This is a genomic window from Kitasatospora herbaricolor (assembly GCF_030813695.1).
Classification (GTDB): Bacteria; Actinomycetota; Actinomycetes; order Streptomycetales; family Streptomycetaceae; genus Kitasatospora; species Kitasatospora herbaricolor.
The window spans coordinates 427552-451434 of record NZ_JAUSVA010000002.1 but is presented as its reverse complement, the minus strand read 5'-3'; the positions used below and the strand labels follow the sequence as shown (position 1 = coordinate 451434).

The 23883-nt window shown below is 70.0% G+C and carries 26 protein-coding genes and 2 pseudogenes; 16 read left to right on the top strand and 12 right to left on the bottom strand.

Annotated features, from left to right (window positions below; genetic code table 11):
* Window positions 1–39 precede the first annotated feature (39 nt).
* The 3 genes from J2S46_RS02380 to J2S46_RS02370 form a co-directional block, all read right to left on the bottom strand.
* On the bottom strand, window positions 40–222 hold the full coding sequence (locus J2S46_RS02380; RefSeq protein WP_191294679.1) for a hypothetical protein: 183 nt from the start codon (window positions 220–222) through the stop codon (window positions 40–42).
* Window positions 223–360: 138 nt separating this feature from the next.
* Window positions 361–750: a hypothetical protein gene (locus J2S46_RS02375; protein WP_191294680.1), complete on the bottom strand. Its 390-nt coding sequence runs from the start codon at window positions 748–750 to the stop codon at window positions 361–363.
* A 69-nt stretch (window positions 751–819) separates the two neighbouring features.
* Window positions 820–1044, bottom strand: a complete 225-nt coding sequence (locus tag J2S46_RS02370) for a hypothetical protein (protein ID WP_191294681.1) — start codon at window positions 1042–1044, stop codon at window positions 820–822.
* Window positions 1045–1957: 913 nt separating this feature from the next.
* Here J2S46_RS02370 and J2S46_RS02365 point away from each other — a divergent pair.
* Window positions 1958–2239 carry a MerR family transcriptional regulator gene (locus J2S46_RS02365; RefSeq protein ID WP_079198414.1) on the top strand — a complete coding sequence of 94 codons (282 nt, stop codon included), beginning with the start codon at window positions 1958–1960 and terminating at the stop codon, window positions 2237–2239.
* 149 nt (window positions 2240–2388) lie between these two features.
* Complete coding sequence (locus J2S46_RS02360; RefSeq protein WP_307348450.1) at window positions 2389–2769, top strand: STAS domain-containing protein; 381 nt, start codon at window positions 2389–2391, stop codon at window positions 2767–2769.
* 244 nt (window positions 2770–3013) lie between these two features.
* On the opposite strand, the gene J2S46_RS02355 is transcribed toward J2S46_RS02360, so the two are convergent.
* Both J2S46_RS02355 and J2S46_RS02350 read right to left on the bottom strand, forming a co-directional pair.
* Window positions 3014–3298, bottom strand: a complete 285-nt coding sequence (locus J2S46_RS02355) for a hypothetical protein (protein WP_307348448.1) — start codon at window positions 3296–3298, stop codon at window positions 3014–3016.
* The gene (locus J2S46_RS02350; RefSeq protein WP_307348445.1) at window positions 3273–3956 is read right to left on the bottom strand and encodes a hypothetical protein; all 684 of its coding nucleotides are present in this window, start codon (window positions 3954–3956) and stop codon (window positions 3273–3275) included. The genes J2S46_RS02355 and J2S46_RS02350 overlap by 26 nt, the downstream gene beginning before the upstream one ends.
* 110 nt (window positions 3957–4066) lie before the next feature.
* Between J2S46_RS02350 and J2S46_RS02345 the strand changes: the two genes are divergently transcribed.
* The 7 genes and pseudogenes from J2S46_RS02345 to J2S46_RS02320 all read left to right on the top strand — a co-directional run bounded on the left by J2S46_RS02345 (window position 4067) and on the right by J2S46_RS02320 (window position 7001).
* Window positions 4067–4501 (top strand): Hsp20/alpha crystallin family protein, encoded by a 435-nt coding sequence (locus tag J2S46_RS02345; protein WP_190215551.1) that lies wholly within the window; start codon window positions 4067–4069, stop codon window positions 4499–4501.
* 186 nt (window positions 4502–4687) lie between these two features.
* Window positions 4688–5077: an STAS domain-containing protein gene (locus J2S46_RS02340; protein WP_307348441.1), complete on the top strand. Its 390-nt coding sequence runs from the start codon at window positions 4688–4690 to the stop codon at window positions 5075–5077.
* Window positions 5074–5460 (top strand): annotated as a pseudogene (locus tag J2S46_RS02335) (DUF2267 domain-containing protein); the annotation flags it as partial. The gene J2S46_RS02340 and the pseudogene J2S46_RS02335, both read left to right, overlap by 4 nt.
* Window positions 5461–5531: 71 nt before the next feature.
* Window positions 5532–5927: a DUF2267 domain-containing protein gene (locus tag J2S46_RS02330; RefSeq protein ID WP_191294951.1), complete on the top strand. Its 396-nt coding sequence runs from the start codon at window positions 5532–5534 to the stop codon at window positions 5925–5927.
* Window positions 5928–6092: 165 nt separating this feature from the next.
* Window positions 6093–6251 (top strand): hypothetical protein, encoded by a 159-nt coding sequence (locus J2S46_RS02325; RefSeq protein WP_229913217.1) that lies wholly within the window; start codon window positions 6093–6095, stop codon window positions 6249–6251.
* Entirely contained in the window at window positions 6245–6460 is a 216-nt protein-coding gene (locus J2S46_RS40765) for an STAS domain-containing protein (protein WP_370882297.1), read from the top strand. The genes J2S46_RS02325 and J2S46_RS40765 overlap by 7 nt, the downstream gene beginning before the upstream one ends.
* Before the next feature lie 211 nt (window positions 6461–6671).
* Window positions 6672–7001 (top strand): hypothetical protein, encoded by a 330-nt coding sequence (locus J2S46_RS02320; RefSeq protein WP_191293203.1) that lies wholly within the window; start codon window positions 6672–6674, stop codon window positions 6999–7001.
* A 306-nt stretch (window positions 7002–7307) separates the two neighbouring features.
* Here J2S46_RS02320 and J2S46_RS02315 read toward each other — a convergent pair whose 3' ends face one another.
* The 3 genes from J2S46_RS02315 to J2S46_RS02305 all read right to left on the bottom strand — a co-directional run bounded on the left by J2S46_RS02315 (window position 7308) and on the right by J2S46_RS02305 (window position 8277).
* The gene (locus J2S46_RS02315; RefSeq protein ID WP_191293204.1) at window positions 7308–7631 is read right to left on the bottom strand and encodes a plasmid stabilization protein; all 324 of its coding nucleotides are present in this window, start codon (window positions 7629–7631) and stop codon (window positions 7308–7310) included.
* A 28-nt stretch (window positions 7632–7659) separates the two neighbouring features.
* A complete protein-coding gene (locus J2S46_RS02310; RefSeq protein WP_268255730.1) occupies window positions 7660–7791 on the bottom strand; it encodes a hypothetical protein in 132 nt (43 codons plus the stop codon).
* 123 nt (window positions 7792–7914) lie between these two features.
* The gene (locus J2S46_RS02305; protein ID WP_229913218.1) at window positions 7915–8277 is read right to left on the bottom strand and encodes a hemerythrin domain-containing protein; all 363 of its coding nucleotides are present in this window, start codon (window positions 8275–8277) and stop codon (window positions 7915–7917) included.
* Window positions 8278–8622: 345 nt separating this feature from the next.
* Between J2S46_RS02305 and J2S46_RS02300 the strand changes: the two genes are divergently transcribed.
* The 3 genes from J2S46_RS02300 (at window position 8623) to J2S46_RS02290 (ending at window position 11874) form a co-directional block, all read left to right on the top strand.
* Entirely contained in the window at window positions 8623–9513 is an 891-nt protein-coding gene (locus J2S46_RS02300; RefSeq protein ID WP_191293205.1) for an SDR family oxidoreductase, read from the top strand.
* A 161-nt stretch (window positions 9514–9674) separates the two neighbouring features.
* Window positions 9675–10148, top strand: a complete 474-nt coding sequence (locus J2S46_RS02295) for a nuclear transport factor 2 family protein (RefSeq protein WP_191293206.1) — start codon at window positions 9675–9677, stop codon at window positions 10146–10148.
* Between the two features lie 565 nt (window positions 10149–10713).
* Window positions 10714–11874, top strand: a complete 1161-nt coding sequence (locus J2S46_RS02290; protein ID WP_191293207.1) for a glutathione-independent formaldehyde dehydrogenase — start codon at window positions 10714–10716, stop codon at window positions 11872–11874.
* 255 nt (window positions 11875–12129) lie between these two features.
* Here J2S46_RS02290 and J2S46_RS02285 read toward each other — a convergent pair whose 3' ends face one another.
* From J2S46_RS02285 to J2S46_RS02275, 3 genes are all read right to left on the bottom strand, one after another.
* Window positions 12130–15105 (bottom strand): hypothetical protein, encoded by a 2976-nt coding sequence (locus tag J2S46_RS02285; protein ID WP_229913219.1) that lies wholly within the window; start codon window positions 15103–15105, stop codon window positions 12130–12132.
* 674 nt (window positions 15106–15779) lie between these two features.
* Entirely contained in the window at window positions 15780–15929 is a 150-nt protein-coding gene (locus J2S46_RS02280) for a PIN domain-containing protein (protein ID WP_191293208.1), read from the bottom strand.
* Between the two features lie 312 nt (window positions 15930–16241).
* A complete protein-coding gene (locus tag J2S46_RS02275; protein WP_191293209.1) occupies window positions 16242–17630 on the bottom strand; it encodes an ApeA N-terminal domain 1-containing protein in 1389 nt (462 codons plus the stop codon).
* A 394-nt stretch (window positions 17631–18024) separates the two neighbouring features.
* On the opposite strand from J2S46_RS02275, the gene J2S46_RS02270 reads away from it, so the two are divergent.
* The 4 genes and pseudogenes from J2S46_RS02270 (at window position 18025) to J2S46_RS02255 (ending at window position 20481) form a co-directional block, all read left to right on the top strand.
* The gene (locus J2S46_RS02270) at window positions 18025–19029 is read left to right on the top strand and encodes a hypothetical protein (RefSeq protein WP_191293210.1); all 1005 of its coding nucleotides are present in this window, start codon (window positions 18025–18027) and stop codon (window positions 19027–19029) included.
* Between the two features lie 444 nt (window positions 19030–19473).
* Window positions 19474–19875, top strand: a pseudogene (locus tag J2S46_RS40760) (zeta toxin family protein); the annotation flags it as partial.
* Between the two features lie 31 nt (window positions 19876–19906).
* A complete protein-coding gene (locus J2S46_RS02260) occupies window positions 19907–20218 on the top strand; it encodes a zeta toxin family protein (protein WP_307348425.1) in 312 nt (103 codons plus the stop codon).
* Window positions 20219–20232: 14 nt separating this feature from the next.
* The gene (locus J2S46_RS02255) at window positions 20233–20481 is read left to right on the top strand and encodes a hypothetical protein (RefSeq protein ID WP_307348421.1); all 249 of its coding nucleotides are present in this window, start codon (window positions 20233–20235) and stop codon (window positions 20479–20481) included.
* Between the two features lie 575 nt (window positions 20482–21056).
* Here the strand turns inward: J2S46_RS02255 and J2S46_RS02250 are convergent.
* Window positions 21057–23009, bottom strand: a complete 1953-nt coding sequence (locus J2S46_RS02250) for a CocE/NonD family hydrolase (protein ID WP_191293213.1) — start codon at window positions 23007–23009, stop codon at window positions 21057–21059.
* Window positions 23010–23883: the final 874 nt, after the last annotated feature.

The window sequence follows — 23883 nt, the reverse complement described above, 5'->3', positions numbered from 1 at the left end:
GGGTGAGGCCGCTACTCCGGGCCGGACCCACCTGCTCGGTCAGCAAGTGGGGCAGGCCCGGGAACGCAGGCGGGGCAGAAGGTCGCGCAGTGCGTAGAGGTCGTCGATGGTGGCCTGTTCGGCGAGGCGGCCCAGCAGCCGACGCAGGACGGGGTCGTCGCGATCATGGACGGCCTCGGCGATGCCGCGCAGCACCGGTTCGAGTTCGGGTCTGACGCTCATCGCACTCCTGATCCGACGAGTGGGCGCTGGATGGGACGGCAGCACTACCACGCGGCTGCTGCGCCGCTGTGCGCGGGCATGTCGCTGGTGCCGGGGCGGCGGTGTTCGGCGGTGCGCTGACATGGTGATTGCTTGTTCTCAGCCAGCGTTGCGGGGTCGGCTTCCGGTGACGAGGAGAAGGGCACGGTCGGTGGGGGCTACGAGGTATCCGGCGTCGTGGAGGACCTGGCCGATGGCCGTGGTGAGGACCTGGCGCAGGCCGTGGAGGTCGGGCAGTCCGTGGCGGCTCTCATGTCCGTCCCGGACCTGTATGGCGGGGCCGAGGGCGTCGGCGGGATGCCAAGCGATCAGCACGCCGTGCTCGTCGAGGCGTAGCTGCAGTCCCGGGGTGTCGGAGTCCTGGGGATCGAAGCCGGCTTCCGTCAGGGCCTGACGGACACCGTTGTGGAGGCCTTGGAGGGTCTGCCCAGTCGGCAGGTCGGGGGAGGGGTCCACGGCGGCTGTCGGGCGGTCGTGGGGGTCGTGCATGGTGGTGCCTCTCCTTGTTCCTGGTCTCTGGCGGGGAGGGGGCGGGTCGGTTGTGGGACGGGGTTGTCCCTAGCTGTCCTGTTGGGTTTTGAGGTGCGACGTGTCGAGGGCCTCGCGCAGGGCGGGCAGGTCGGTGAGGGCGGCTTGTTCGGCGAACCGGGCCAGCAGGCGGCGCAGGGTGCGTTCGTCGAGGTCGCGGACCGCTTCGGTGAGGGCGGCCAGCAGCGACGCGTCCGCACCCCGGGGGTGGGGAGCGCATGCTCGCCACTGCGGTGTTGATTGTCGCCCGTCCATGCCGCTCCTCCTGTCCATTCGAGGCGCCGTCACGGCGCTATCACACGCCCGGTACGGGGCCGCAGAATACCTTCCCCCTCGGCGCCGAAAAATCTGTGCTGGCGGGAGTAGACATTGCGCGGTGTCGTGGTTAGTGTTTCTCTCGTAGACGCGGTCCAACGGTGCTCGCCAGACACGAACTGGCGGGCGTGGTTGTTGAAGTTCGCAGGTCGGCACGGTTGTGGGGTTCTGAAGCCAGCAGATGCAGGACGGTGACAGGACCGGCGGCCGGGCCCGGTGGCCCGCAGTGATCAGGGGCCACCCTTGAGCATTACCAGCAGTTGCGGGACGCGGTGTCCCGGTGAAGGCGTCAGACTGCGGCGCGCGTGCCGGGAGGTCCGGGCGGGGTTCCAAGCCAGGGAAAGTGCAGGACGGGCGACGGGGCTGGCTGCCGGACGGGTGACCCCTGTGGGTCGCCGAAGCAGGAAATCGCAGTTCAGCGGTACCCGTGTTGAGAAGAACCAGCAACACCCAGCAGTTCGAAGTCCGGACAGTGCAGACAGAGGATGAACGGAGGGGACAGAGCACCATCAGGATCGCCCGGCCCGTGAGGCATGTTCGTCCGGGCGGACACCGCAGACCCCCCAAGCACGAAGGACGGTGGTTTCCGGTCACGCATACGCGATCCCCGCACGCCCCCTCCCCCGGGGCAGTGCGGACCTGAGGAAGCCGGCTCCGGCCGGCAGATGGTGATGTATCCCTTCGGGGCCCCGGAGCCGCCATGGCTTCGGGGCCCCTCGACGCGTCCCCGAACCAACACAGAAGAGGTGCAGTGACCACGGCAACCAACCGGCCCCACATCCCCGGCTCCAACCCCGATCCAAGCCCCGACCCGGGCCCCAACTCCTTCGACGACGACTACCCCGCCTGCACCATGGGCCGCGCCGCCGAGATGACCGGCACCACCGCCGGCTTCCTGCGCGCCCTGGGCGAGCACCGCCTCATCACCCCACTGCGCTCCGACGGCGGCCACCGCCGCTACTCCCGCTACCAACTACGGATCGCGATGCGCGCCCGCGACCTGGTCGACCAGGGCACTCCCATCGAGGCCGCCTGCCGCATCGTCATCCTCGAGGACCAACTCGAAGAGGCCCTGCGCCTCAACGAGCAACTGCGCCGACCGCCGGCCGACGCGCCGCCGCCCGCCGACACCTGACCCCGTTGCCCGGCGGTACCGGTCCGTGGTGCGCCGGGCCTGCGGTCGCTACGGTGGGAGTCAGCCCCCGGCCGGCGGGCCGTCAGGTCAGTTGCCCGCTTCGCGGGCGCACCCCCGACCGCCAAACCCGGGGACGCAAGGAACACCCAGTGGCCGCTTCGACAGAGCTCGACCCGCCCGTCCTCGACGTCCGCCTCCGGCCGGGAGGGGACGACCTCGTGCTCGACGTGGCCGGCGACCTCGTGCAGGGCACCGGCCCGCTGCTGCACGCCGCCGTCTCGGGCGCCCTTGACGCACACCCCTCCCCGAGGGAGCTGGTGATGGACCTGTCCGAACTCAGGTTCTGCGACTCCGGGGGCCTCAACGCCCTCGTCCGCGCCCACCACCACGCCCGCGCGGTGGGCACCGAACTGCGCCTGCTGAACCCGACCACGCCCGTCGCGTTCCTGCTGCACCTCACCGGCGTGGCCCAGGTGCTGCGCGTGAGTCCGAACCCCGCCGCCGCCCGGGCACCGGAGGACGCACCGTAAGGGGGTGGGGCCCTGTCCTGGACGGCTTCGGCCGGCCCCGCTCGGACGGTTTCGACCAAGCCCCACCCCCGAAAGGTCGCGCGACGACTGCCCGCCCGCTACGGGCCCGGTCCTGCCGGCCGTCTGTAGGAAAGCCGGGCAGGCGGCGCACTGTCGGCGTACCCGTCCATGTCAGCGGCGGGCTCAGAAAGGTACGCCTACGCCGACACACCTGCGAACGGCTGGTGGAGCCCACTCTCATCGTTCAGGCGCTGGGCTCCGCAGCAGACACAGGCCCGGTGGTGGCTGCGGGCGGCTTCCGTGGCGGGACGGCCGGGGAGTTGGTGGGTGGGGGGAGCGCCTGCGACGTCCAGGGGTGGCGTGCGAGGTCCTCGCGGAGCGTGTCGAGTCTGGTGAGGCAGGTGTCGATGGCGGCGATGGCGTCGCCGGCCTCGGCGAGGGTGCGGGTGCGGATGCGGGTGAGCTGGTCCTGGATGTGCTGCCAGGGTTGTTCGGCGGTGGTGTCAGGCGCGTCGTCGGTTGCTCTCATGGCGCAGTCGGTCGGTGTGCTGGGTGAGGGTGTCGAGGCGGGTGGCGAGGTCGTGGTGGCCGGCGCCGAGGTGGGGGCGGATTCCGGTGAGGGGGGCGACGAGGTCGGCGGGGTCCGCGGCGGCGAGGGCGGTGTGCAGGGCGGCCTGGGCGGGGCGGGCATCGGGTTCCAGGTCGGGCAGGGCGGTGATCTGGGCGGCGAGGACGCGCAGGTCGGCGGCGTTGGTGCGGGCCCAGGTGGTGACGTTGCGCTCTGCGGCGCGGCGGTCGCGGACGGCCTTGACGCGTTCCGCTCCGGTGTCGCCCGGGCCGGGGTCGGTGGTGGGGCGCAGGCGCAGGTAGCGGTTCTCGGCGGCCTGGCGGCTGGCGACGCCCATCGGACGGGCGAGGTCGGCCCAGGTGGCGCCGGCGGCGCGGGCGCTCTCCACCAGGCCGGCCTCCCAGCCGGCGAGTTCGGTACGCAGTTCGCGCAGCAGCAGCAGGGCGGCGAGGGCCTGGCCGGGGTCTGCCTGTGCCTGGGGTTCCTGCCGGGTGGTGGGGGTCCGGGCGGTGCGGACGGCCTCGTCCATGGCGGCCAGCGCCGCGGCCGCGGCCAGGAAGGACGCCGGTTCGGCGGCCGGGCCGCCACCGCCGTTCGGCGTGGTGGGCTTGTCTCGCATCTATGTCACTCTCCAGGCGACTCGGCCAGTTGTCATCGGATGGATGACATGTTAGGTTTCAGGTGAAGCGCACTGGCTCCTACAGCCCGAACCACCTGGAGGTGTTTTTCATGCTGATGCGCACCGACCCCTTCCGTGAGCTGGACCGGCTGACCCAGCAGTTCCTGAGCACGACCGGCACCTGGTCGCGTCCGACCCCGATGCCGCTGGACGCCTACCGCACCGGCGACGAGTACGTGATCTGCTTCGACCTGCCGGGGGTGGACCCTGAGGCGATCGACATCGACGTCGAGCGGAACATGCTGACCGTCAAGGCCGAGCGCCGCCCCCGCCGCGAGGGCGAGGGTGTGACATGGGAGATGTCCGAGCGTCCGCTCGGCGTGTTCTCCCGCCAGGTCATGCTCTCCGACACCCTCGACCCCGAGGGGATCAGCGCCGACTACGACGCCGGTGTCCTGACCCTGCGGATCCCGGTCGCCGAGAAGGCCAAACCGCGCAAGATCGCCATCACTCACAGTGGCGACCGCAAGCAGATCAAGGCCTGACCCGGTCCTCGCCGTCCCGCACGGTCGCCCCCCGGGGGCCGTGCTGGACACTCCAAGACCCCGCCCCGCCCCGGGGCGCCCAGGGCCGAGCGGGGGGACAGCCTTCCCACTCCGCCCGGCGTCCCCCGGGGGCGACGGACACGGCCGCCAGGACGGCGCGGGCACGGCAGGACAGCGAGTCATGCCATGGACAACAAGCGCTCCACAGTCGCCGTGGTGTGGGCCCGCGGCGACATCGACCTCGAAACCGCCCCCGCACTGCACCGCCGCCTGGAGGCCGCCCTGCGCGAGCACCGCGACGTGGTGCTCGACCTGTCGCAGGTGACGTTCATGGACTGCGCGGGCCTGGGCACCCTCCTGGACGCCCGGGGCCAGGCCGAGCGCCACGGCGGACGCCTGGTCCTTCGCGCAGTCGGACCGGACGTGCTGCGGCTGCTCAGGCTCACAGGCCTCGAAGGGCGACTCACAGTCACCCCCGATCACCACCCGGCCGATCACCACCCGCCCGATGGCGCGCGCCCGCAGGCGCAGCGCCCCGGGACGACACGCTTCGCGATGGAGGGAGAAGCGCCGTGACGATGCGATGGGAAGCCTTCCTGGACGAGGTCCGCGAACGCGGGGCCTACGACGACCCCCGCGATGCCGAAAGGGCCGGCCGGGTGGTCCTGGCCCTGCTCGGCGCGCACCTGGTCGGCGAGGTGCGCGCCCACCTCGCCGCCCGCCTGCCGGAGACCCTCGCCCTGGTCCTGCTCAACCCCCTGCAGGCCGCCGAACCGCTCAGCCCGGACCGGTTCGTACGAGCCACCGCCGCCTGGATCGAGGGCGCCACCGAACAGAGCGCCCTGTGGGACATCGGCGCCGTCCTCAGTACCACCGCCGACGCCGCCGGCGACGACCTCACCCGCCAGATCCTGCTGCAACTGCCGCCCGGCTACGACCTCCTCTTCGGCCACCCACGCGCCGGCCGCACCGCAGAACCCGCCTCCGCCGCCACCACCGACCCGGCGGCCCGCACCGAAAGTCCGCTGCGATGACCTGGCAACACCTCCTCCAGCAGGTCCGCGACGCCGGCCACTACACCACCGACCAGCAGGCCGAACGCGTCCTGGCCACCGTCCTGGCCGCCCTCGGCCGACAACTCACCGGCGACGAGCGCCGCGACCTCCAGGCGGCCCTGCCGGACCGGGCCCGCGCCCTGTTCTCCTCCCAGACCCCTCTGGCCCGGCCGGTCCCCGCACCCGCCCTCGTCGAGACCGTCGCCACCACCCTCGACACCACCCCCCTCCACGCCCGCTGGGACGTCACCTCCGTCCTGTCCGCCCTCACCCACCTCACCGGCGAAGCACTGACCAGCCGCATCCTCGCCCAACTGCCCCGCGGCTACGCACTCCTCTACGGCCGCGCCGACCTCACCACCGCCGCCTGAAGACAACCCGATCTCACCCTCACCATCCGCACGGCCGACCCGGTTCCCACACGACGGGTAGACAGCCGGAGGTCTCTCCCGCCCTGCGTCAGCCCCCTACCGCGCCGTTGGACCGGGCCCCAAGCCGTGCAGCACTTCCGACGAAACATCCGACCGGGAGAGCGCATGAACCCCACCCCGGAACCCGGCTTCACCACCACCGTGCAAGCCACCACCACCAGCCCGGCCATCGAGGCCACCGGCGAACTCGACCTCGACGCCGCCCCGATCCTGCACGCCGCACTGCGCCCGCACTCACCACCGGTCCACCACGGACCATCCTGACAATCGACCTCGCGGGCGTCACCTTCTGCGACTCCTCCAGCCTCAACGCCCTGCTGCGCGCCCACATCGCGACTGAACGGGCGGTCCGGACCCTTCACCTGGCCCGCCCCGCCCACGCGGTGGCGAGACTGTGGAAGATCACCGGCGCCGACAAGGTATTCCCCGTCGACCTTGACGAGGCCCCCGTTCCCCACCCTCGCGCCGGCTGACACCTCATCGAGGAGCGCGGCTGCTGGCAGCAACGGAGTGCGCCTCGGGCTGCCCCGCGGCGGCCAGCTCGGGTCGGCTGTTCCGCAATGCCCGGAGGATGCCGTAGTCCTACGGACGGCGGATGCTTGGCATGTGGGGGTGGTGCCCCAGGGTATGACTGTGGTCCTGCGCCGATGCTGCCCGCGTCGGCCCGTCCAGGAGGTGCTCCCTGTGGTCACGGTCTCTGCGGTCCAGGAGTTCGTTGCCGTGCGGTCGCGGGAGCAGGTCGCTACGGCAGCCGCCAGTGCGACGGCCTCGGAGACCTGCCCCGAGACCGGCGGGAGAGCAGCCGCCTACCGATGGGCCCTCGATCCGCAGGAGGCCGCTCCGATCACCGGACGCCGCCGCGCCGTCCGGACCGAACTGGACCTCGCCGTCGAGGAACGCGCAGCCATCGTGCGATCGCGGGACGGCGACCTGACCGCAACAGAGCGCGCCTTCGCCCGCGGCGTCGCGCGGGCGCTTGCCTGGATCCTGGGATTCCCCCCGATCGCGGACTAACAGTCGAGAGCTGCGCCCAGGCCGCTTTCACCGGGTCCGGGCACGAGGCGGCAGGATCGTGCAGGTGCAGGGTGCGACGCCCTAAAGGCGTTTTCAGGGCCCGCTTGAGCCCAGGGCCGATCCGCTGATGCTCCTGGTGTGAGGTGCCGGATTGGGGTCAGAAGGTCTTCGGCGCGTCCGGGGCGCAGGTGTCACGCCTGATCGCCGACAGTGTCCGCCAGTGAGTCCGGACCATCACCCGCCGAACTCGGCCGGTTGCAGCGGCTGCCGCAACCCGCCGGGATCCGCCTGCGCACACCGAGCGGCTCAGCGGCCGAGTGCGTCGGCGAGCTGCTGCTTGGTCATCGTGGAGCGGCCGTGGACGTTGAGCTGCTTCGCCTCGTTGTACAGCTGCTCCTTCGTCGGGCCCTGGGAGCCGGAGTGCGAGCGCTGCCCGCCGCGCCGGGAGGAGGAGATGTCGTGGGTGGAGGAGCGGCTGGCGGTCTTCGACTCACCGTGCCGGGCGCGTTCCTTGTTCACGCTGCGCGCGGCGATCTCCTTCGCCCGCTTCTCGCTCTTCCCGCTCTCCAGGGCACTGTCCTTGATGTGCTCGTACTGACGTTCCCGCTTCTTGTTCGAACCGGCCGGCATGACCACCAGCCTCCCTTCGTTCCTGCACTCAGGTCTGCGGTCGTGGGCCCGGCTGGTCGAGCAGGGCGTCCCAGACGATCCGTTGGACGGCGGCGGCGGAAATCCAGGTCTCGCGATCGTGGTCGCCGTCGGTGCGGACGCGCACCCAGCGTCCGGTCACACGGACGTTCCCGTGGAGGTGCGCGGCGGCGTCTCTGCGCTGCTTTTTTTGCTCATGGACCAAGCCTCCGCCCCCGCCTCCTCGGGCACCACCGGGCGGCGTCCGGCTAGGGTGCTGCCGCTGTCAGGCGTTGGCGGCGCTGGGGACCTTCAGGGGGTCACGGGTGGCGGTCTTCTTCGCCTCCGCGAGGCGTTCACCGAGTTCGACCAGGCGGTTGCGACCCATGGCCTTACGGACCTCGGGGAACCACTCCTTCTCCTCCTCCTCGACGTGGTGGCGTACGTTCTCCATCAGGACGGTCATCTTCGCGTCGAACCGCTCGTCCTTCGGATCCATGCCGGCCAGCTCGGACAGCATCCACATCACGACGTGGTGCTCCTCGACGCTCTCCAGGACGTGGTCCTTGGTGTCGGGGGCGGCCCCGCGGGCGGCCGGGTAGAAGATCTCCTCCTCGATGACGGCGTGGACGGTGAGTTCCTCGATCACCTGGTCGGCGATCTTCCGCTTCTCGGCGTAGGCCTGCTTTCCCGGCGTTCTCGAATGCCTTGAACAGCTTCTCCACCGTCTGGTGGTCGTCCTTGAGCAGCACAATCGCGTCCATTCGGGTCCTCCGTCGTCGCAATGGGGAGTTGAGCCGTCTGCGGGCCTCGCCTACCCCGCATCAGGGCGTCCAGCGGTGGCCTGACCGCCGGGTCACCCGGCTACAGCAGTCCACTGCGCGGGCCGCCCATACCCGGACGCACCATCATCAGTGGGGCGGGTGGGGCGGGCGCAGTCGGGCAGACGTCCTGGACCTCCCTGCTCCCGTTCCCGGAAAGGCCGAACACTGTGATGAGCGATCAGTCCCATCCCGCGCCGGCGCACCGCCGGCCCGGTCCGCCGCTGCCAGCGCAGTCCCAGCAGCACCCAGGCAGCAGCGAGGCGATGGAGCCGGCGCCCGACCACGGCGAGGGCACCTATCGCGGGTCCGGCCGCCTTACGGGCCGGGTCGCTCTGGTCACGGGCGGTGACTCCGGGATCGGTCGGGCGGTGGCGCTGGCCTTCGCTAGGGAGGGTGCGGACGTCGCGTTCTGCCACCTGGCCGCCGAGCAGGCCGACGCCGAGGAGACGATGCGCGTGGTCGAGGAGTCCGGGCGGCGGGCCCTGGCGGTGGCCGGAGACGTCCGCGAGGAGGGCTTCTGCGCGGACCTCGTGCAGCGGTGCCTGCGGGAGCTGGGCGCTCTGGACATCCTGGTCAACAACGCCGCCTACCAGATGTCCCAGCCGGATGGTCTGGCGGCGATCAGCACGGACCAGTTCGACCGCGTCATGAAGACCAACCTGTACGGCATGTTCTGGCTCACCCGGGCCGCTCTGCCGCACCTGCGTGAGGGTGCGTCGGTGATCAACACCGCCTCGGTCCAGGCGTACAAGCCCAGCCCGCACCTGCTCGACTATGCGATGACGAAGGCCGGGATCGTCGCGTTCACCCAGGGTTTGGCCGTGCAGCTCGCCCCCGACGGGATCCGCGTCAACGCGGTCGCGCCCGGGCCGGTATGGACCCCCCTGATCCCCGCCACCATGGACGAGGAGAAGGTCGCACACTTCGGCGAGCAGTCCCCGATGGGCCGCCCCGCCCAGCCTGCCGAGATGGCCCCCGCCTACGTCTTCCTCGCGTCCCCCGAGGCCTCCTACATCACCGGGGAGATCGTCAACGCCACCGGCGGCACACCCCTGCCCTGAATCCCGTCAAAAGCTGCGCCTCGGGGCCCTGACCGGGTGGAGCGTGAGGCGCAGGCACGGACGTGCTGCCGGGGGTGTGGGCCCGCCTCGTCGAGCCCGGCCGGACCGGTCTTGCTGGCAAATCCGTTGCGGTGTCCAGGGCAGGTTGGTAGGAATTGTCGATGGTCGACGAAAGCCTGGACCCGATGGAGCATCTCCTGGCCGAGCGAGCCTGCAAACGGCTGATTGTCGAGTTCCTCCGTCGACTCGACCTGGGGGATCCCAGCAGCGTGGCAGAGCTGTTCACACCCGACGGAGTCTGGGAGTGGCCGCACGGCGATCGCCGGGTGGAGGGACGTGAGGCGCTTCGCGCCTACTTCGGGTCCCGGCCCAAGGACCGGCTCTCACGTCGTATGACGACGAACATCCTGGTCACCTTGGAATCGGCGGCGCAGGCCAGCGCAACGTCCTACTTCGCGACATACCGGGTCGACGGATACACCGGCGGCATGCTGCCACCCCGGCTCCCGGCGAACGTGGGCCACTACGAGGACACCTTCCGCAAGATCGAGGGCGTCTGGCTCCTCGCCAGCCGATCCACGTTCCTGCCCTTCGGCGGCGACACCGCACGTGTGCAACACCCCCGACAAGCCTGAGGTCCCACAGCTCCTCGGCTTGCCGCCGGGAACCCTGCGACGAAGCAACACCCGGAGCAACCTCCGGGGCCGACCGGGACTCCCGACATACTCCTGACCTGCCCCCGACGTAGCCCTGACGCCACCACCCCCCGCCGCGCCAGCGTCCGGCATCTGCCCAGCCCAGAGCGCACGGCAGCCGGAAATTTCGACATCCCCCTCCTGGCCCTCTCTTCCGCTGTTGGTGGTGGTCGGTGGGGCGGCGGATCGGTCGCGGCTGATCGCTTCCCGCGTACTGGACGCAGGCCGGCCCGGGTGTTCGCGGGCGAGGCTTTGCCTCCCTGGGCGGGACAGTTCGACAACTTCGGGTAGGAGCCCAACGCCGGGCGCTCGTTGCCCCGAGCAGAGGCCCTCCCCTTGGCGGCCGGCGTGCCCGACGGCCTCCAGGACCGCCCGGCGAAAGCAACCATTCGAGGGGCGCGGCAGCCGGATCGCCAGACCCGGCGGCCGGCGCTCCGCTATCGGCCAGTCGTCCCTGACGCAAGCAGAGGTGGGCGAGGCGCGGGACGGCGGTGAGGATGTCCCCGTGAAGGCAGCGATTTACGACGGACCTCGGACGGTCACGGTCAAGGACGTGCCGGACGCGAGGATCGAGCACCCCTGCGACATCCTGGTGAGGATCACCACCACCAACATCTGCGGATCGGACCTGCACATGTACGAGGGCCGCTCGTCCTTCGAGACGGGTCGCACCCTTGGGCACGAGAACCTGGGGCAGGTGGTCGAAGTCGGGCCCGCGGTCAGCAAGGTCGCGGTGGGCGACTGGGTGGTCATGCCGTTCAACATCGCCTGCGGCTTCTGCAAGCAGTGCGAGCGTGGCCTGACGAGCTACTGCCTGACCATGCAGCCCAAGCCTGCCATGGCCGGCGCTGCTTACGGTTTCGCCGAGATGGGGCCCTACCAGGGCGGGCAGGCCGAGCTCCTGCGCGTCCCGTACGGCGATTTCAACGCCCTGCGCCTTGGCGAGGACGCGGCCGAACGCCAGTTGGACTACGTGATGCTCGCCGACATCTTCCCCACCGGCTACCACGCCACCGAGATGGCGAACGTCAAACCCGGCGACCAGACCCTCGTCTACGGAGCGGGCTCCGTCGGACTGATGGCCGTCTACTCCGCGATCATCAGGGGCGCCGGCCGCGTCTGGGTGGCCGACCACCGGCGTGACCGGCTGCAGGTGGCCGAGGACCTCGGCGCCATCGCGATCGACACGGCCGAGCAGGACGTCGCCGAAGTCGTGAAGGACGCCACCTTGGGGCTGGGCGCCGACAACGGCTGCGAGTGCGTCGGCTACCAGGCCCACGATCCGCAGGGCCAGGAGGACGCCAGCCTGACCTTGAACGGCTTGATCGAAGCGGTGCGTTTTTGCGGTGACATCGGTGTGGTCGGGGTTTTCCTGCCCGAGGACCCCGGAGGCGCCGAGGCCCAGGGTGAGCTGGAGGCGAAGGGGAAGATCCCGATCGACTTCGGCATAATGTGGTTCAAGGGCCAGCGGATGGGCACCGGCCAGGCTCCGGTGAAGCGCTACAACCGGGCGCTGCGGGATCTGATCGCCGCCGGGAGGGCCGAGCCGAGCTTCGTCGTCTCCCACGAGCTGGGCCTCGACCAGGCGCCGGAGGCGTACGAGCACTTCGACGCCCGTGACGAGGGCTGGATCAAGGTCGCTCTCCACCCCGACGGCCACGACTGAGACCGCCTGGAAGGCGACGGATGCGTCTGCGGCTGGACGCATCCGTCCCGCAAATCCGATGGCGGGGGCGCCCTGTCTCATCGTCGCGCGCCGGCCCGAGCGGGCCGCTTGGCGGTCGTCTCGGACCGGCGTGGGAGGTGGAACGCGCGGTGCGCCAGGCCCTGGCTGAGGAGCGGGACTACATCGCCGAGGTTCGGGGTGGGATGCGATGGCGCGGCGGGCCCGGGTTGTCGTCCGGGCCCGCTGGTGTGGCGGTCAGGCTTTTGTTGCGGCCTTGACGGCTTGGTTGATCTCACCTCCGGTGACGGTCGGGTTGGTGGCGGCCCCGGCCGGTGTGGCCTTCTTGGTGGCCTGGATGGCGAGTTCGGCCATCTTCTCCAGGTGCTGGGTGGCGGTCTTCATGGCGTCCTGGGCGCGTTCGCCGGCGGCCTTATCGCCGGCGGCGGCAGCTTCGATGCCCTTGGTGAGGACCTGGCCCATGGTGTTGAGGCCGCTCATGTCGCGGAACAGGTTCGCGGTGGTGATGGCCTGCGCGGCCTGGAGGCCGGTCGGGTCGGGCATGGCCACCAGCGGTGTGAAGGACGCCGCAGTGGTTCCCAAGCCGGCCACCGAGAGGTCGAGGTTCTGCGCGCGGGTGCCGGTGGCGACCGGTGCGATGTCGGGGGCGGTGATCTGGATGGGCGAGTCCTTCCAGTTCCAAAATCGTGTGAGGTCGATCTTCTCCGCCGAGTTTGCCCGGCCGAGGACGGCCTCAGCGAACACGCCGTCGGTGGCGATGGCGATGGTGTTGGTCACCGACGCGCCGAGCGAGGTGTCGCTCTGGTGGCGGGCCTTGGCCCATGTCTCGCGTTCCTGTTCGGTGGGGAAGTTCCACCGGAAGCCGAGGTAGTTGCCGGTGGCGGCGACGGGCTTGGGGTCCAGCAGCATGCCGAGCGGGACCGCGGCGGCGGTCGAGCCGGCCGGGGTGTAGGAGTAGTTGGCGAGGATGCGGCTGAGGGTCAGCTCGTCGGCGTTGGCCCACACGGCCTGGCTGTAGTGGCGGCGGTTGTCGTTGAGGTGGTCCAGTACCGCTTGCGGCACGCTCCCGCCGCGCACGTGGAAGCCGAGCGAGGAGAGGTAGGTGCGGGTACCGGCCTTCACCGTCGCGCCGAACAGCCCACACAGGGCCGCTCCGCCGGCGTCCTCACTCAGGTCGGGTGCCGCGGTGGTGGTCTCGGCGACGCCGAAGTTGGCCACGCCCGAGGTCATCGTCAGGCGCAGTCCGGCGAGGCTGCCGCGGGCGCCGGTGCCGGCCCAGGCGTCGTAGGAGAGCAGTTTGTCGGTAGGGCCGAAGGTGTAGGAGGCGCGCTGAAGGACGCCGGAGCCGCCACTGTCGCCGAAGCGGACGGTCTGACCGGGGAAGACCACCTGAATGCTGCGGATTCCGGCCTCGTCGTACCAGACGTCGATCTTGGAGGCGTAGGGGGAGTCGGCTTTCGGCGGGGCGTCGAAGGCCACCGGCGCTTCCCGCTGCGCCATCAGGATCCGCAGGAGGGAGCCGTCGGTCCGCAGCACCCAGTGGTCCCCGTTGGTGGACGAGACGATCTCGGCCATGCCGGTGATCGTCGCGAAGGGGGGCTTGGGGGTGGTCCAGGCTGTCGCGCCCGGTTCCACCACGAGGGCCTTGCCCTCGTTGGTGATGCCCCACAGTGTGCCGTCCGGGCCCGCGGACAGGCGTTGCACGTTCGGCACCGGGGTCCGCTCCAGCCATCCGCTGCCGCTGCGCTCGTAGGTCCGCCCCTGCCGGCAGTACCAGGCCCTGTCCCGGCCGACAGCGGTGATGTCGTCAGCCAGGACGGTCGTGTCATGCGATACGCCGTTCGGGTCACGGTAGTGGATAGCGTTGCCCATGCCGATGAGGTAGAGCGTGCCGTCCAGACCACATGCCAGTGAGCGTCCCGCCCAGCCCTGTGCGTCGCGCCGCCAGGTCGTGCCGTCGAACTGGACGAGCAGGTTGTCGGTCCTGAGCGCCCAGAGGGTGTCTTTGCCCGGCGCGATGCGGATCAGGGCACTGTCCAGTCCGGTGGTGGGCAGCGGGTTCCATTGCCGGGCCACCGGGTCGAAGCGGACCGGGCTGCCGTCGGACTTGCGCACCCCGTACACGCCCATGGGAGAGGCGGCGATGTCCGCGAGGTCCACCCCGTCGAAGTGCGCCGCCTGGGGTGCTTCCGGCGCCGTGCACGCGTCCAGCTTGCGCTCGGCGGTGTTGAAGGGGTTGGCCTCCCGGATCTTTTTCGCCCACTCGGCGGGCGCCATCGACGCGAGGACCTCCTTGTACCGCTGCAGCGTGGTGTTGGTGAAGGTGAGTTCCTGCAGCGGGACGAACAGGCAGCGTTCGAGCTTGGTCGGCTTGGTCGTCACGCTGTAGACCTGTACGACCTCGTAGTACTGCACCGACATCGCGTGCATGTGGTTGTAGTTGGTGACGACGCGGGTGAGGACCTTCTCCTTCTCCGACTGCGTCGTCTCCCGTACCACGGTCATGTTCCGGCTGCGGGCGGCGGTGGCCAGTTGCTGGGTGCGCGCGCCGATGCGCTGCGCGGCCTCGGCGGCGACCGACTTCACGCCGGTGGAGCGCGAGACCGCGGTCGTGAATCCCGAGTTGGACGAGTTACTCCAGGACGCGCCGCCGCTGATGATGCCGAGCGAGGTGCCGAAGGTGCCGCCCGAGCTGGCGGAGTTGCTTGCCTGGGATGCCTGGGAGGTGCCGTACTGCTCCTCGCGGGCGATCGCGTTGGCGACCTCGCTGATCGAGCGGTTCTGGTCGGTGATGCTGGAGAGCGAGTCGTTCTCGGCGGTGTTCTCGGTGCCGGTGGCCTTGGTGCCGCGCTGCCAGTCGACAACCGCGACCTTGGTGCTCTCCCCGGGCGCGAGCGCCAGGCTGTGCAGCAGCCGGCCGAGCGTAACGCCCTCGGCCTTCCAGCTCTGCTCCGTGGTGACGATCATGCCCTCGGCCGGACGGTCGTAGAACGGCAGGTTCTCCTCGCCGAGGTCGAGGGCGCCGGTGAGCTTGCGCGAGGGCTTGGCGCCGGGTATGTCGGTGAGCACCACCGACCGGTAGCGGACGATCTCCGTGGGGTAGTTGCCGGTCGCCGGGAGCAGGTCCTTGGGTGTCTCGCCGTCCAGCCCGGCAGGGGCGGCCGGGGGTGTCGCCGGGGTGGTGGCAGGTGTTCCGGTGCTCGGGGTGGTCATCACGGTTCCCGTCTGCGAAGGAGGTCAGGGAGAGGCAGCCGGGCGTCGGAACGCCCAGCCCATGGGCGAACGACGCCTTCCGGTTCGCTCGAAAGCTATCCATGACGGTCACAACTTCGTTGCATTTCAGCGAACTTGGCCAGATCCGGCGCGTACCGAAACAGCCCACTTGCAACGTCTGCCCCGGCGAGCCAGCCAGTCCCACCGGCGGCCACGGTGACGCCCCTGCGAACCGATGCGATTCGATCGCAACAGGTCAGGACTGTGCTTTCCCGATCAATGCCGGACATGCGATGAGCCGTCAAGTGAGCTGTTAATAGCATTGGTTGAACTGGAGCGGTGGAATTCCGGTCAGTTTCATCCGAAAGGCGGAACCCATGTCCTCGACCGCCGACAGGCACCCCGCGCACGGCGGGCGGCCTCGCCGTCCGCGGCGCGGCACGGGCGTCGATGCTGGCCGCCGCGGCGGGATCATCCGCATCGGCTGATCCCATACCAGGACGCCGCCGGGGGAGAACAGCCGTCCGAGGCCGCATGGCGGCCACTTCCCGCAGCCCCACCGTCCGGGGTTCCCCACCGGGGGAACCCGGACACCTGCCGCGTCCCCGGGGTGCGGCCCTCGCCGCACCCGGCTGGGCGCCCCGCCGCGGCGGCGCGGCACGCTGGCCGCGTGGTCATGCCTTGGGGATGTGCTCCACCGGGCAAGAGATGCCGGGCACGCCGGCACTCTTGCCGTCGGTCGTCACCAGCGGGCAGCTCAGCGTCTCCGCCAGGGAGATGTAGATCGCGTCGCCGACGTAGGTGTTGTGCCTTCTCTGAACCAACCACGTAGCTGGTCACGCTCATGCGCCGCCTGCCCTCGACCGGGCGGATCTGCCGAGCGCACCTATCGCGCGCGGGGCCCGGCGGCAGGTTGTGGGCGGCTGCCCACACCGGTGGCCGCCCTAGGTCAGCGCAAGGGGCCATCGGGCGTTAGCGGACCGCGAGGTCTTCCAGAGCAGTGTGGAGGCCGTTTTTTGAGGGGGATCACGGTGAAGGCGTCGCTGCGTTCGTCGGCGCGGTGCTGGGCCTCAACCCAGCCTTCGTGGACGAACGACAGTAGTGAGGCGAGTTGCCGGTCCACCCAGGCGAGGCGCTCAATTCACCTTCCAGCGGGAGTCGTCGATCGACTGCACCAGCAGGTCCTCGGACACACCGAGATCCCGGAGGACCAGAGCGGCGGCCAGCGTGTCGGCCAGTCGGCACAGCAGCTGCACCTGTCCTGGCTGAGGACGCACACCGCCGTGCGCGAGGTTGTTCCGCACCTTGGCCAGCACGTGCCAGATGCCGAGCGGAGTCCTCTGGATCCCTTGAAGCATTTCCGGCAGCGGCTCGGTGGCCGCTTCGATCCGGGCCCGGATACCGTCCGGCAGGCTTTCGGCCAACTGCTGAAGGCGCTCGTGCAGAGCCCGGTCCCCTGTCACAGGCAGCTGGGTGTCGACCCACTCGTAGTCCTCCAGTTCCACCCCGGCGCCTTCGAGCCGCTCCAGCACGTCCCTGCGCTGCTGCCTGAACACCGCCCGCGGCAGCTTCCCGTGCGTCCGCCCGTGGTACGCCTCCAGCGCTGGTACCACGCTCATGAAGCGGGCCGTCGTGCTCTGCACCTGCCGCGCCACGGTGACCAGGTGCTGGTGCAGTACCTCGTGCTCCTCGGCCAGGGCCCGCCACCGCTCCAACAGGACGGCCAGGTCCGCACCCTCGGGGCCGAGGCGCAGCAGTAGGGGCTGGCGGCGGTCGGTGGGCTTCTCGGCCAGGTAGGGCACCTGGCTGATGCCGGCCGCGAAGAGCTGCGCCGTGAACCTCTCCCCGGTGTGCTCGGGCCGCAGCACCACCCACTCCACGTCCTGGCGCCGGCCGGTGGCGAACGCGGCAAGCTCGGTCAAGGGGCGGACGAAGTCATCGACCCACTGCTCCGCGGTCCGCGGCGTTCCGGTGACCTCGACGACCGGTTGCGCGGTCACCGTCATGTTGAACTTCAGGTCGGTCTTCTGGGAGACCTCGAACTCCAGGCTGATCCGCTCACCCGACGAGCACTCCCAGTTCTGCGCGGCGTGCGGGTGCACCGTGGCGGTGAAGGAGCGCTCGGGCTGGCGCGGGGTGCCGACCCGGCTCAGGGCCGGCACCCCGGCGAGTTCACTCAGGCCCCCGACCTGAAACCGGACCGCTTCGAACAGCGGGTCGTCACCGGCCGGGAACCGGCCGACCAGAGCCAGGCGGGGGAAGAGCTCACCCGCCTCCATCGAGCCGGGAGCCCTCAACACGTCGATCAGCAGCACCTGCTGGCCACCCGCCAGCTCACCCGCCAGCCGGTCGTACTCGGTGGGCTCCCAGTCGAAATCTGCCCCATCCGGCCAGCGCCCGGGATCGTTGTACACCTGGCCCTGCGCAGCCTGCCCCGGTGCGAGCATCAGCTGCCCGGCGTGCGATCCGTCCTCCAGGAGCCAGGTGCAGTCGTAGGTGCTGGTTGGAACTACTACGTTGCGCATTCCCGCAGAGTAGAGGCACTACCCGTGATCCAGCACCGGATTTCGGGCACCTGGCGCTCCGGTAGGGACAGGCCTTGGGGAAGTGCTCCACCAGGCAGGTGATGCCGGGGACGCCGCCGTCGGTCGTCACCGGCGGGCAGTTCAGGGTCTCCGCCAGGGATCGGAACCGGCCGGAAGCCGATCTGGCACAGACCCGCCCACCGTGGTCGTTGCATCGTACGAGCCAATGCACGATGATCTCCTCGGCCCCATGGCGGCCGCGCCGAGCGGGAACCGGTCTCCCGCATCCCCCGGCGGAAGGATCCGCAGAGCCGCCGGTATCGCCCACCCCATCCGATCGCCAGCTGGTCGACGATCCCAACGAGCCGGACCGGCGGCTTCGAAGGGACATGCCATGGCCCCGGCCAAGCTCACCCGCCTTGCCGGTCTCCGGTCCCTCCTCACCCGTGAGCAGTACCAGTTGTCGGTTGCCCACCTCATTGCCCTGGGGCCCGGCGCGCCGACGGTCCCCCATCCGGCCGACCCGGCTCAGGAGGCCCTGGAGTGGTGGATCATGCTCCGTTGTGCCTGGCCTGTCGAGCCGATGGTCGCCCCGTTCGGCTTCGAGCGGGTCAGCCCGACTCCGTACGGTCTGCACATCTCCTTCGCCGCCGCACCGGCCTACCGGCGCTGGTTTGTCAGCACCGTCCTGCCCTCGGCCGGCCCCGACGGCGAAGTCAGCGGAATCCCCGGCCTGCGCACCGACCGCGATCCGACCGGTGCTCCCGTCCTGCGCCTGGCCGGCTCCACCGCCAGCGTGGTCCTGCGCGGCATCCCCGCCCAGCAGTGGCGCACCCTGACCGCCGACTTCGAAGCCGAGATCCGCGCCGAAGGCCACCACCCGCTCTGGAACACCGGGCCGGCGACCGCCGAGGAGATGCGGCACCTGACCTGGTTCGACCCCGCCACCGCGGGTCCCCGACCGCACTGGCTCGGCAGCGGCCTGCTGCGCCGGGTGGGGCTGTTCACCGCGGCGGGTGTCCCGGCGCTGGTCACCGGCTGGACCACGGCGGGCGCGATCGAGGACTCCTGGAAGTTCGACCTGGAGTTCATCCCCGGCCATCGGCCCGACCACGACCGGCTGGCGTCACTACTCGCGGATCCAGCAGCTGGCCTGCCGCTGCTGGTGAGCGGGCATGAGTGCCGCGAGAGCGGCGCTTCCAGGTGCCGCCTGCAGCTGGTGGCGGCCGACGGCCGGCCCGGGGAGGTGGAGCTCCTGTTCCGGCACACCGACGAGGCGGTGATCAACGCGTGGGAGACCCGCTGGCCCCACGAGTTCGCCCTGATCCGGCAGGGCGGAAGCCAGAGCGAGCCGCAGCGGAGCGGACGGCCGGCTCTGCGCGGGACTACAGCACGGTGAGGGTGATCACCCACAGGTGAGGTACGAGCGGGTCAGGCAGGATCACTTGTGGGCGATCAGGTCGGACAGGACGATCTGCCGGATGAAGTCGTCGCTGTCGCTCGCCGGCCAGGACCACGGATCGGCCATGGCCTGCTCCAGCCCGTCGTGGAGCTGCTTGCACTGTTCGTCGGTCAGGGCGGTACGCACCAGGGCGGCGGCCTCGGCGGCCAGCTGCCCCCCAATAGGGAGGGCGCTCACCGGGTGAAGGTCGTCGAAGTCGACACCGTCGTCCGCGGTGCGGCAGCCCTGGAGCCGCTGTACGCCAACCATCTGACCGCCCAGGGCTGGCTGCGGCCGCCCGGCGCCGCCGCAGCCACCCTCGCCGAGCACGCCCGTCCCTGGGGCGCCGAGGAGACCGGCCGCTTCCGCCGGGAGCTGGCCCGCACCGAGCAGCAGGTGTGCATGCGGGGCCGGTCGCGGGCGACCAGCGCCTGGCAGTGGGTCCGGGACGCCGAGCGCGCCTTCGCCCTGGCCAAGCCGCTGCGCCGCACAGCGCAGGCCCTGGCCAAGCCGCCGGGTGTCGACCACCCCCGGCTGTCCGCCGATGAGCACCGCGAGATCTTCGACTTCGACATCGTGCCCCTCCTCGGCGGCATCACCGCACAGGAGCAGCCGGTGGTGGTGTACGTGATGGGCCAGCCCGGCGCGGGCAAGAGCGAGAGCGCCCTGCTGGTGAAGCGCGCGATACGTCCCGGTGCCATCCTTCTCGTCGGCGACGAGTTCAAGGTGTTCCACCCCGACTACTTCGGGCCGTTGCGCGGCGACGCCCGTGGCGCCGGGGCTGCCATCCGCGCCGACTGCAAGGCCTGGTTCGCCCAGGCCGAGGCGTATGTGCGTGAGCGGCGCGGCGACGTCGTCATCGAACCGCCCCGGCGGCTCCGCCGAGTCCCTGACTGGCGCCCAGGCCTTCCACCAGGCCGGGGACCGCGTCCAGCTGCTGGTGCTGGCCGTACGGGCCGCCGACAGTCGCCAGGTCACCGCCCTGCGCTACGCCAAGGCGCAGCAGCTCGGCAACCCGGCGCGGTTCACCTCGGCGTCCGGCCACGACCGGTGCTACCAGGCGATGGCGGAGGTGGTGGACGGGGCCGGGTCGCCTCCGGCCGTCGACGAGGTGGTGGTCGTGGGCCGGGACGGGCGGGCGCCGTAGCGCCAGGAGCGCGGGTGCGGCGGTACTGCCCTGGCGCTGGCTGCCGAACGGCGCAGGCGCTGCAGTTCGCTTCGCTGCACGCCGCGCTGCTGCGGGCCCTGCCCCACCACCGTGACGAGCTGGAGCAGATCGCGGCGCTGGCACGCCCGCTGCTGCCACCAGGAATGCAGCCCGCCCAGCTGGACCAGCCGCAGACTGGACCCGTGCCGGCCCTGACGGCGGACTGCTGGCCCTCCATCAGTTCCCTCAGCACAGAGGCGTAGCGGTCGGCGGTCCGCCCCGTCTCGGCGGGGTCCACTCCGTCTTCGAGGCGCTTCATGTCGGCCAGCGCCTGCTGCCCGCCCTCCAGCATCCGCCGCATGTCCTCGCCCGTGTCGGGGCCGGTCTGCGGTGCGCGGCGCAGGCCGTGGATCCGGGAGTTGTAGAAGGCCACCACGGCGCAGGCAGTCTCCACGGCCTGCCGCCGGTCGCCCCCCCGTGGCCCTCCAGGCCGTGGTGGTCGGGGGAATTTGCCGGCTGGCGAGGGTCGGACACGATGGAACCGCCGTGATCTCGGAACAGTCCCGCCATTCTCCGCTGCCCTCACGACAGCCGGCAACGCGGGGCCCGACCGGCCGTATCGCAGCGTTGGCCTGCATGCTGCGGTGATGTCCCCGATGGGGTGCTCCCAATTTGCTTGGCCCGGCGTCAGGCCCCGCCCCTATCCTCTGTCCATGTCCCCGCCCAAGCGTCATCACAACCATGCGTCAGGCTTTGGCGGGCGCCTGCCCGCCGAAACGGGGGACGGCTGCCCGGCGGGGTGGTCCGCCGGACAGCCGTCCCGGGGTCGTAGCAGAAGTCACTTCACCGCTTTGCCCAGCGTGGCAGCACCCGTCTTCACGGGTAGCGTCACCGAGCTGGTCTCTGTTCCGATCGACAGCGTGGTGGCCATGTCACCATTTGGGCCGACGTACTGCGGCTGGTTCCGGCTGTCGCCAGGGAGCAGGATGAGGCCGATCTGGTGGCCCGCAGCGACGGTGATCTCCATCGGCTCGCCGTTCCAGACGTACACCCGGTAGGTGTTCTCCGGGACCACCTGCTGCGCATTTTCGTTGACGTTCCCGGGCTGACCGCCGTAGTTGCGCATATCGAGCCAACCGCGAGAAATTACCCGATAGTTGGGATGGCCGAAGAGGTTCTGGGTGAATTCCTCGCTCTTCCGCATGTTCTCACAACCCGTGTTGCTGACGGCTCGAACCCGCACGTCGGGATTCGGCTCTTTGGCTTCGGGTACCACGTCCTCGGTGCACTGGGATGGCCCATATGTGTCGCTGTATACCCTGGTGTTCGTTTGGTCCCCGAAGTCGACCAGCAGCGCGTCCAGATAGGGGGAGGCGCCCACGCTCTTCGCCACCACGGAGAACTTGGGGGTGCCTTCGAGGGTGACCGAGTTCAACAGCCCAGGCGTGAGGTATTTCAGCGTGGCGTTGCTGAGTTCCATGTAGTCGCTGTTGGTGAGGTCGTTGTGGTTGTTCAGGGGTTTGCCAGCGGCGTCGGTCCCGGTTGCCATGGTCATCGAATCGGCCCGACTGGCAGCCCAGTTGGAATCCCTGGTCAGGGTCCTGGGGGTGGGATTTCCGGTCAGATGAGCACTGAGTGTGACGTTGGCGCCGTCCGGATTGTTCGGGTCCACGGGGGTGGGCCAAGAACTCTGGGTCGTCCACGTGACCAGGTCCGAGCTCTGGACGGTGACCTTGGTGTCCGCGGCCATAATGTCGTTGCCGTTCTGCAGGTCGAGGAGCCAGTAGTCGTACCACTTATGCAACTGCGTCAGGAACTCGATCGGGCGGTCTTGGTACGCCGTTACGTGCTCGTCCTGAGTGATCCAGAGTTTGCTCGGGACACCCCAGTCCTGCAGAGCCTGCCAGTACGTCGTGCTGTTGTCCGGTCGGACCGTGGTGTCCTGCATCCCTTGGATCACCCAGACACTGGCGTTGGGCCTCTTCGTGACATCCGAAATGTAGTTGCGCGCGTTCCAGAACGCGTTGCGGTCTCCACTGTCACGCCCGAGGCCGCTCGAGATGCTCGCGCTGATGTTGCAGGCGGTTGGGCCGTTGTTGTACTCAGAGGCGAGATTGTCGACATCCCACCCGGCGTAGCCTGTCGCAGCAGCGCCGACGACGGAGCCGTTGGCGCGCATGTACGTGTACCAGTCGGCTATACCGGCCTGCTCCACGATGGTGTCCAGACCGGCGACCCGGGATGCTGCGCCCTCGATCGCCAGCGCGCCTTCGTAGGAGATGCCCTGGAGAGCAGCCCTGCCGTTGGACCAGTCCGATGCCAGGGCGGGCGTCTGGGTTCCGTCGATGACGCCCGTCGTGCGGCCGTTCAGCCAGTCGATGGCCGCGACGACGCCTGCCTGCTCGTTCGCGCTTCCTACTCCGATGCAGCCCTGCGAATGGGCGGTGCCGAGCGCGTCGAGTTCGGCGACAGCGTATCCGCGGGGGACGAAGTAGTTGTCGAGGTAACTGTCCGCGGTCGTGTTGCTGCCGTTCCAGACATCGGCCGGCGCGTAGGCATTGCCCGCTAGGGGGGCCGGGAGGTCGGCGGCGGGTGCCGCCGAAAGCTCCGCAGGTGTCCCGTCCTGAAGCAGTGTGGACGGATGCTTTGCGAGGCCAGCGAGGGAATGGCCGTAGTAGATGCTCGGCTCGATGATTGTCGGGACCTTGTGCGACGTATTGGGTCGCTTGATGCGGAGCTGGACCGTGTACGGCTTGCCGTTGCTGTCGGTGACCTTGGTCGCGATGTTCACCGTCAGATTCGTGGCGTCCGCGAGGGGGTACGTGATGACGGACTGGCCCCCTACGACATTCGGTGGGGGCGGGGGCGGGTCGGCCGCCAGAGAGGGCGTCGGGGTAACGGCGGCGGAGAGGCACGCGAGTAGAACTCCGGAGACCGTCACACCGAGGAGTCTTGTGGGGAGGCTTCTCATGAACGGAGTATTGCGGCGCCCGGGAGCCTGCATCAATGCCAGAATTGGATAGCCCGAGGGTCTGCCGAACGTGGGCCTGATACACGAGATCGAACCGCATCGGTTCGAAACGCAGCCCCGATCTTTCGCGTGGATCCGCCGGACCAAGAGGTCCAGCAGGTCGCGAAGGCGCTCGCGTCCGAGTTCGCGGTCGGACCGAGACTGGGCGATGTGGCCATGCGCCGCGGGCCGTGGACCGTCCGGGCGCAGCTCGCGTGGTCGGGTGCCTTCGTCATCGCGGTGGCAAGCGACCCGGAAGGGCCGCTCGGGTAGATGTCGATGCCACAGGCCCTGGAGACCGCAGGCCCGCTGCCCCGCCCCTCAAGCGCCGACCCCAGTACGTCGTTGCGCTCCTCGCCACGCCCGAAGCGCCTCGGCAGCGCGTAGCCGTGCTGTTCGTCGCCTGAAGGAAGGCAGAGGCGCAGCGAGCAGGTCTCGCTGGCTCGGTGTCGTCCAACCGGGTCACACGCCAGCACTCGAGGGTCGTCACGTTTCCCGGTTCAATGCTCAAACAGTGCAATTGGCCGCCGTGCGGTCACTTGGTGATCCTGGTATTGATCGTTTGGGGCTGCCGTGAGCCGACACGCAAAAGTCACACAGCAGACTAAAAGTCTTGGGGAGGAATCTTCAGTCATTATGACTGTCGCCACTGCGC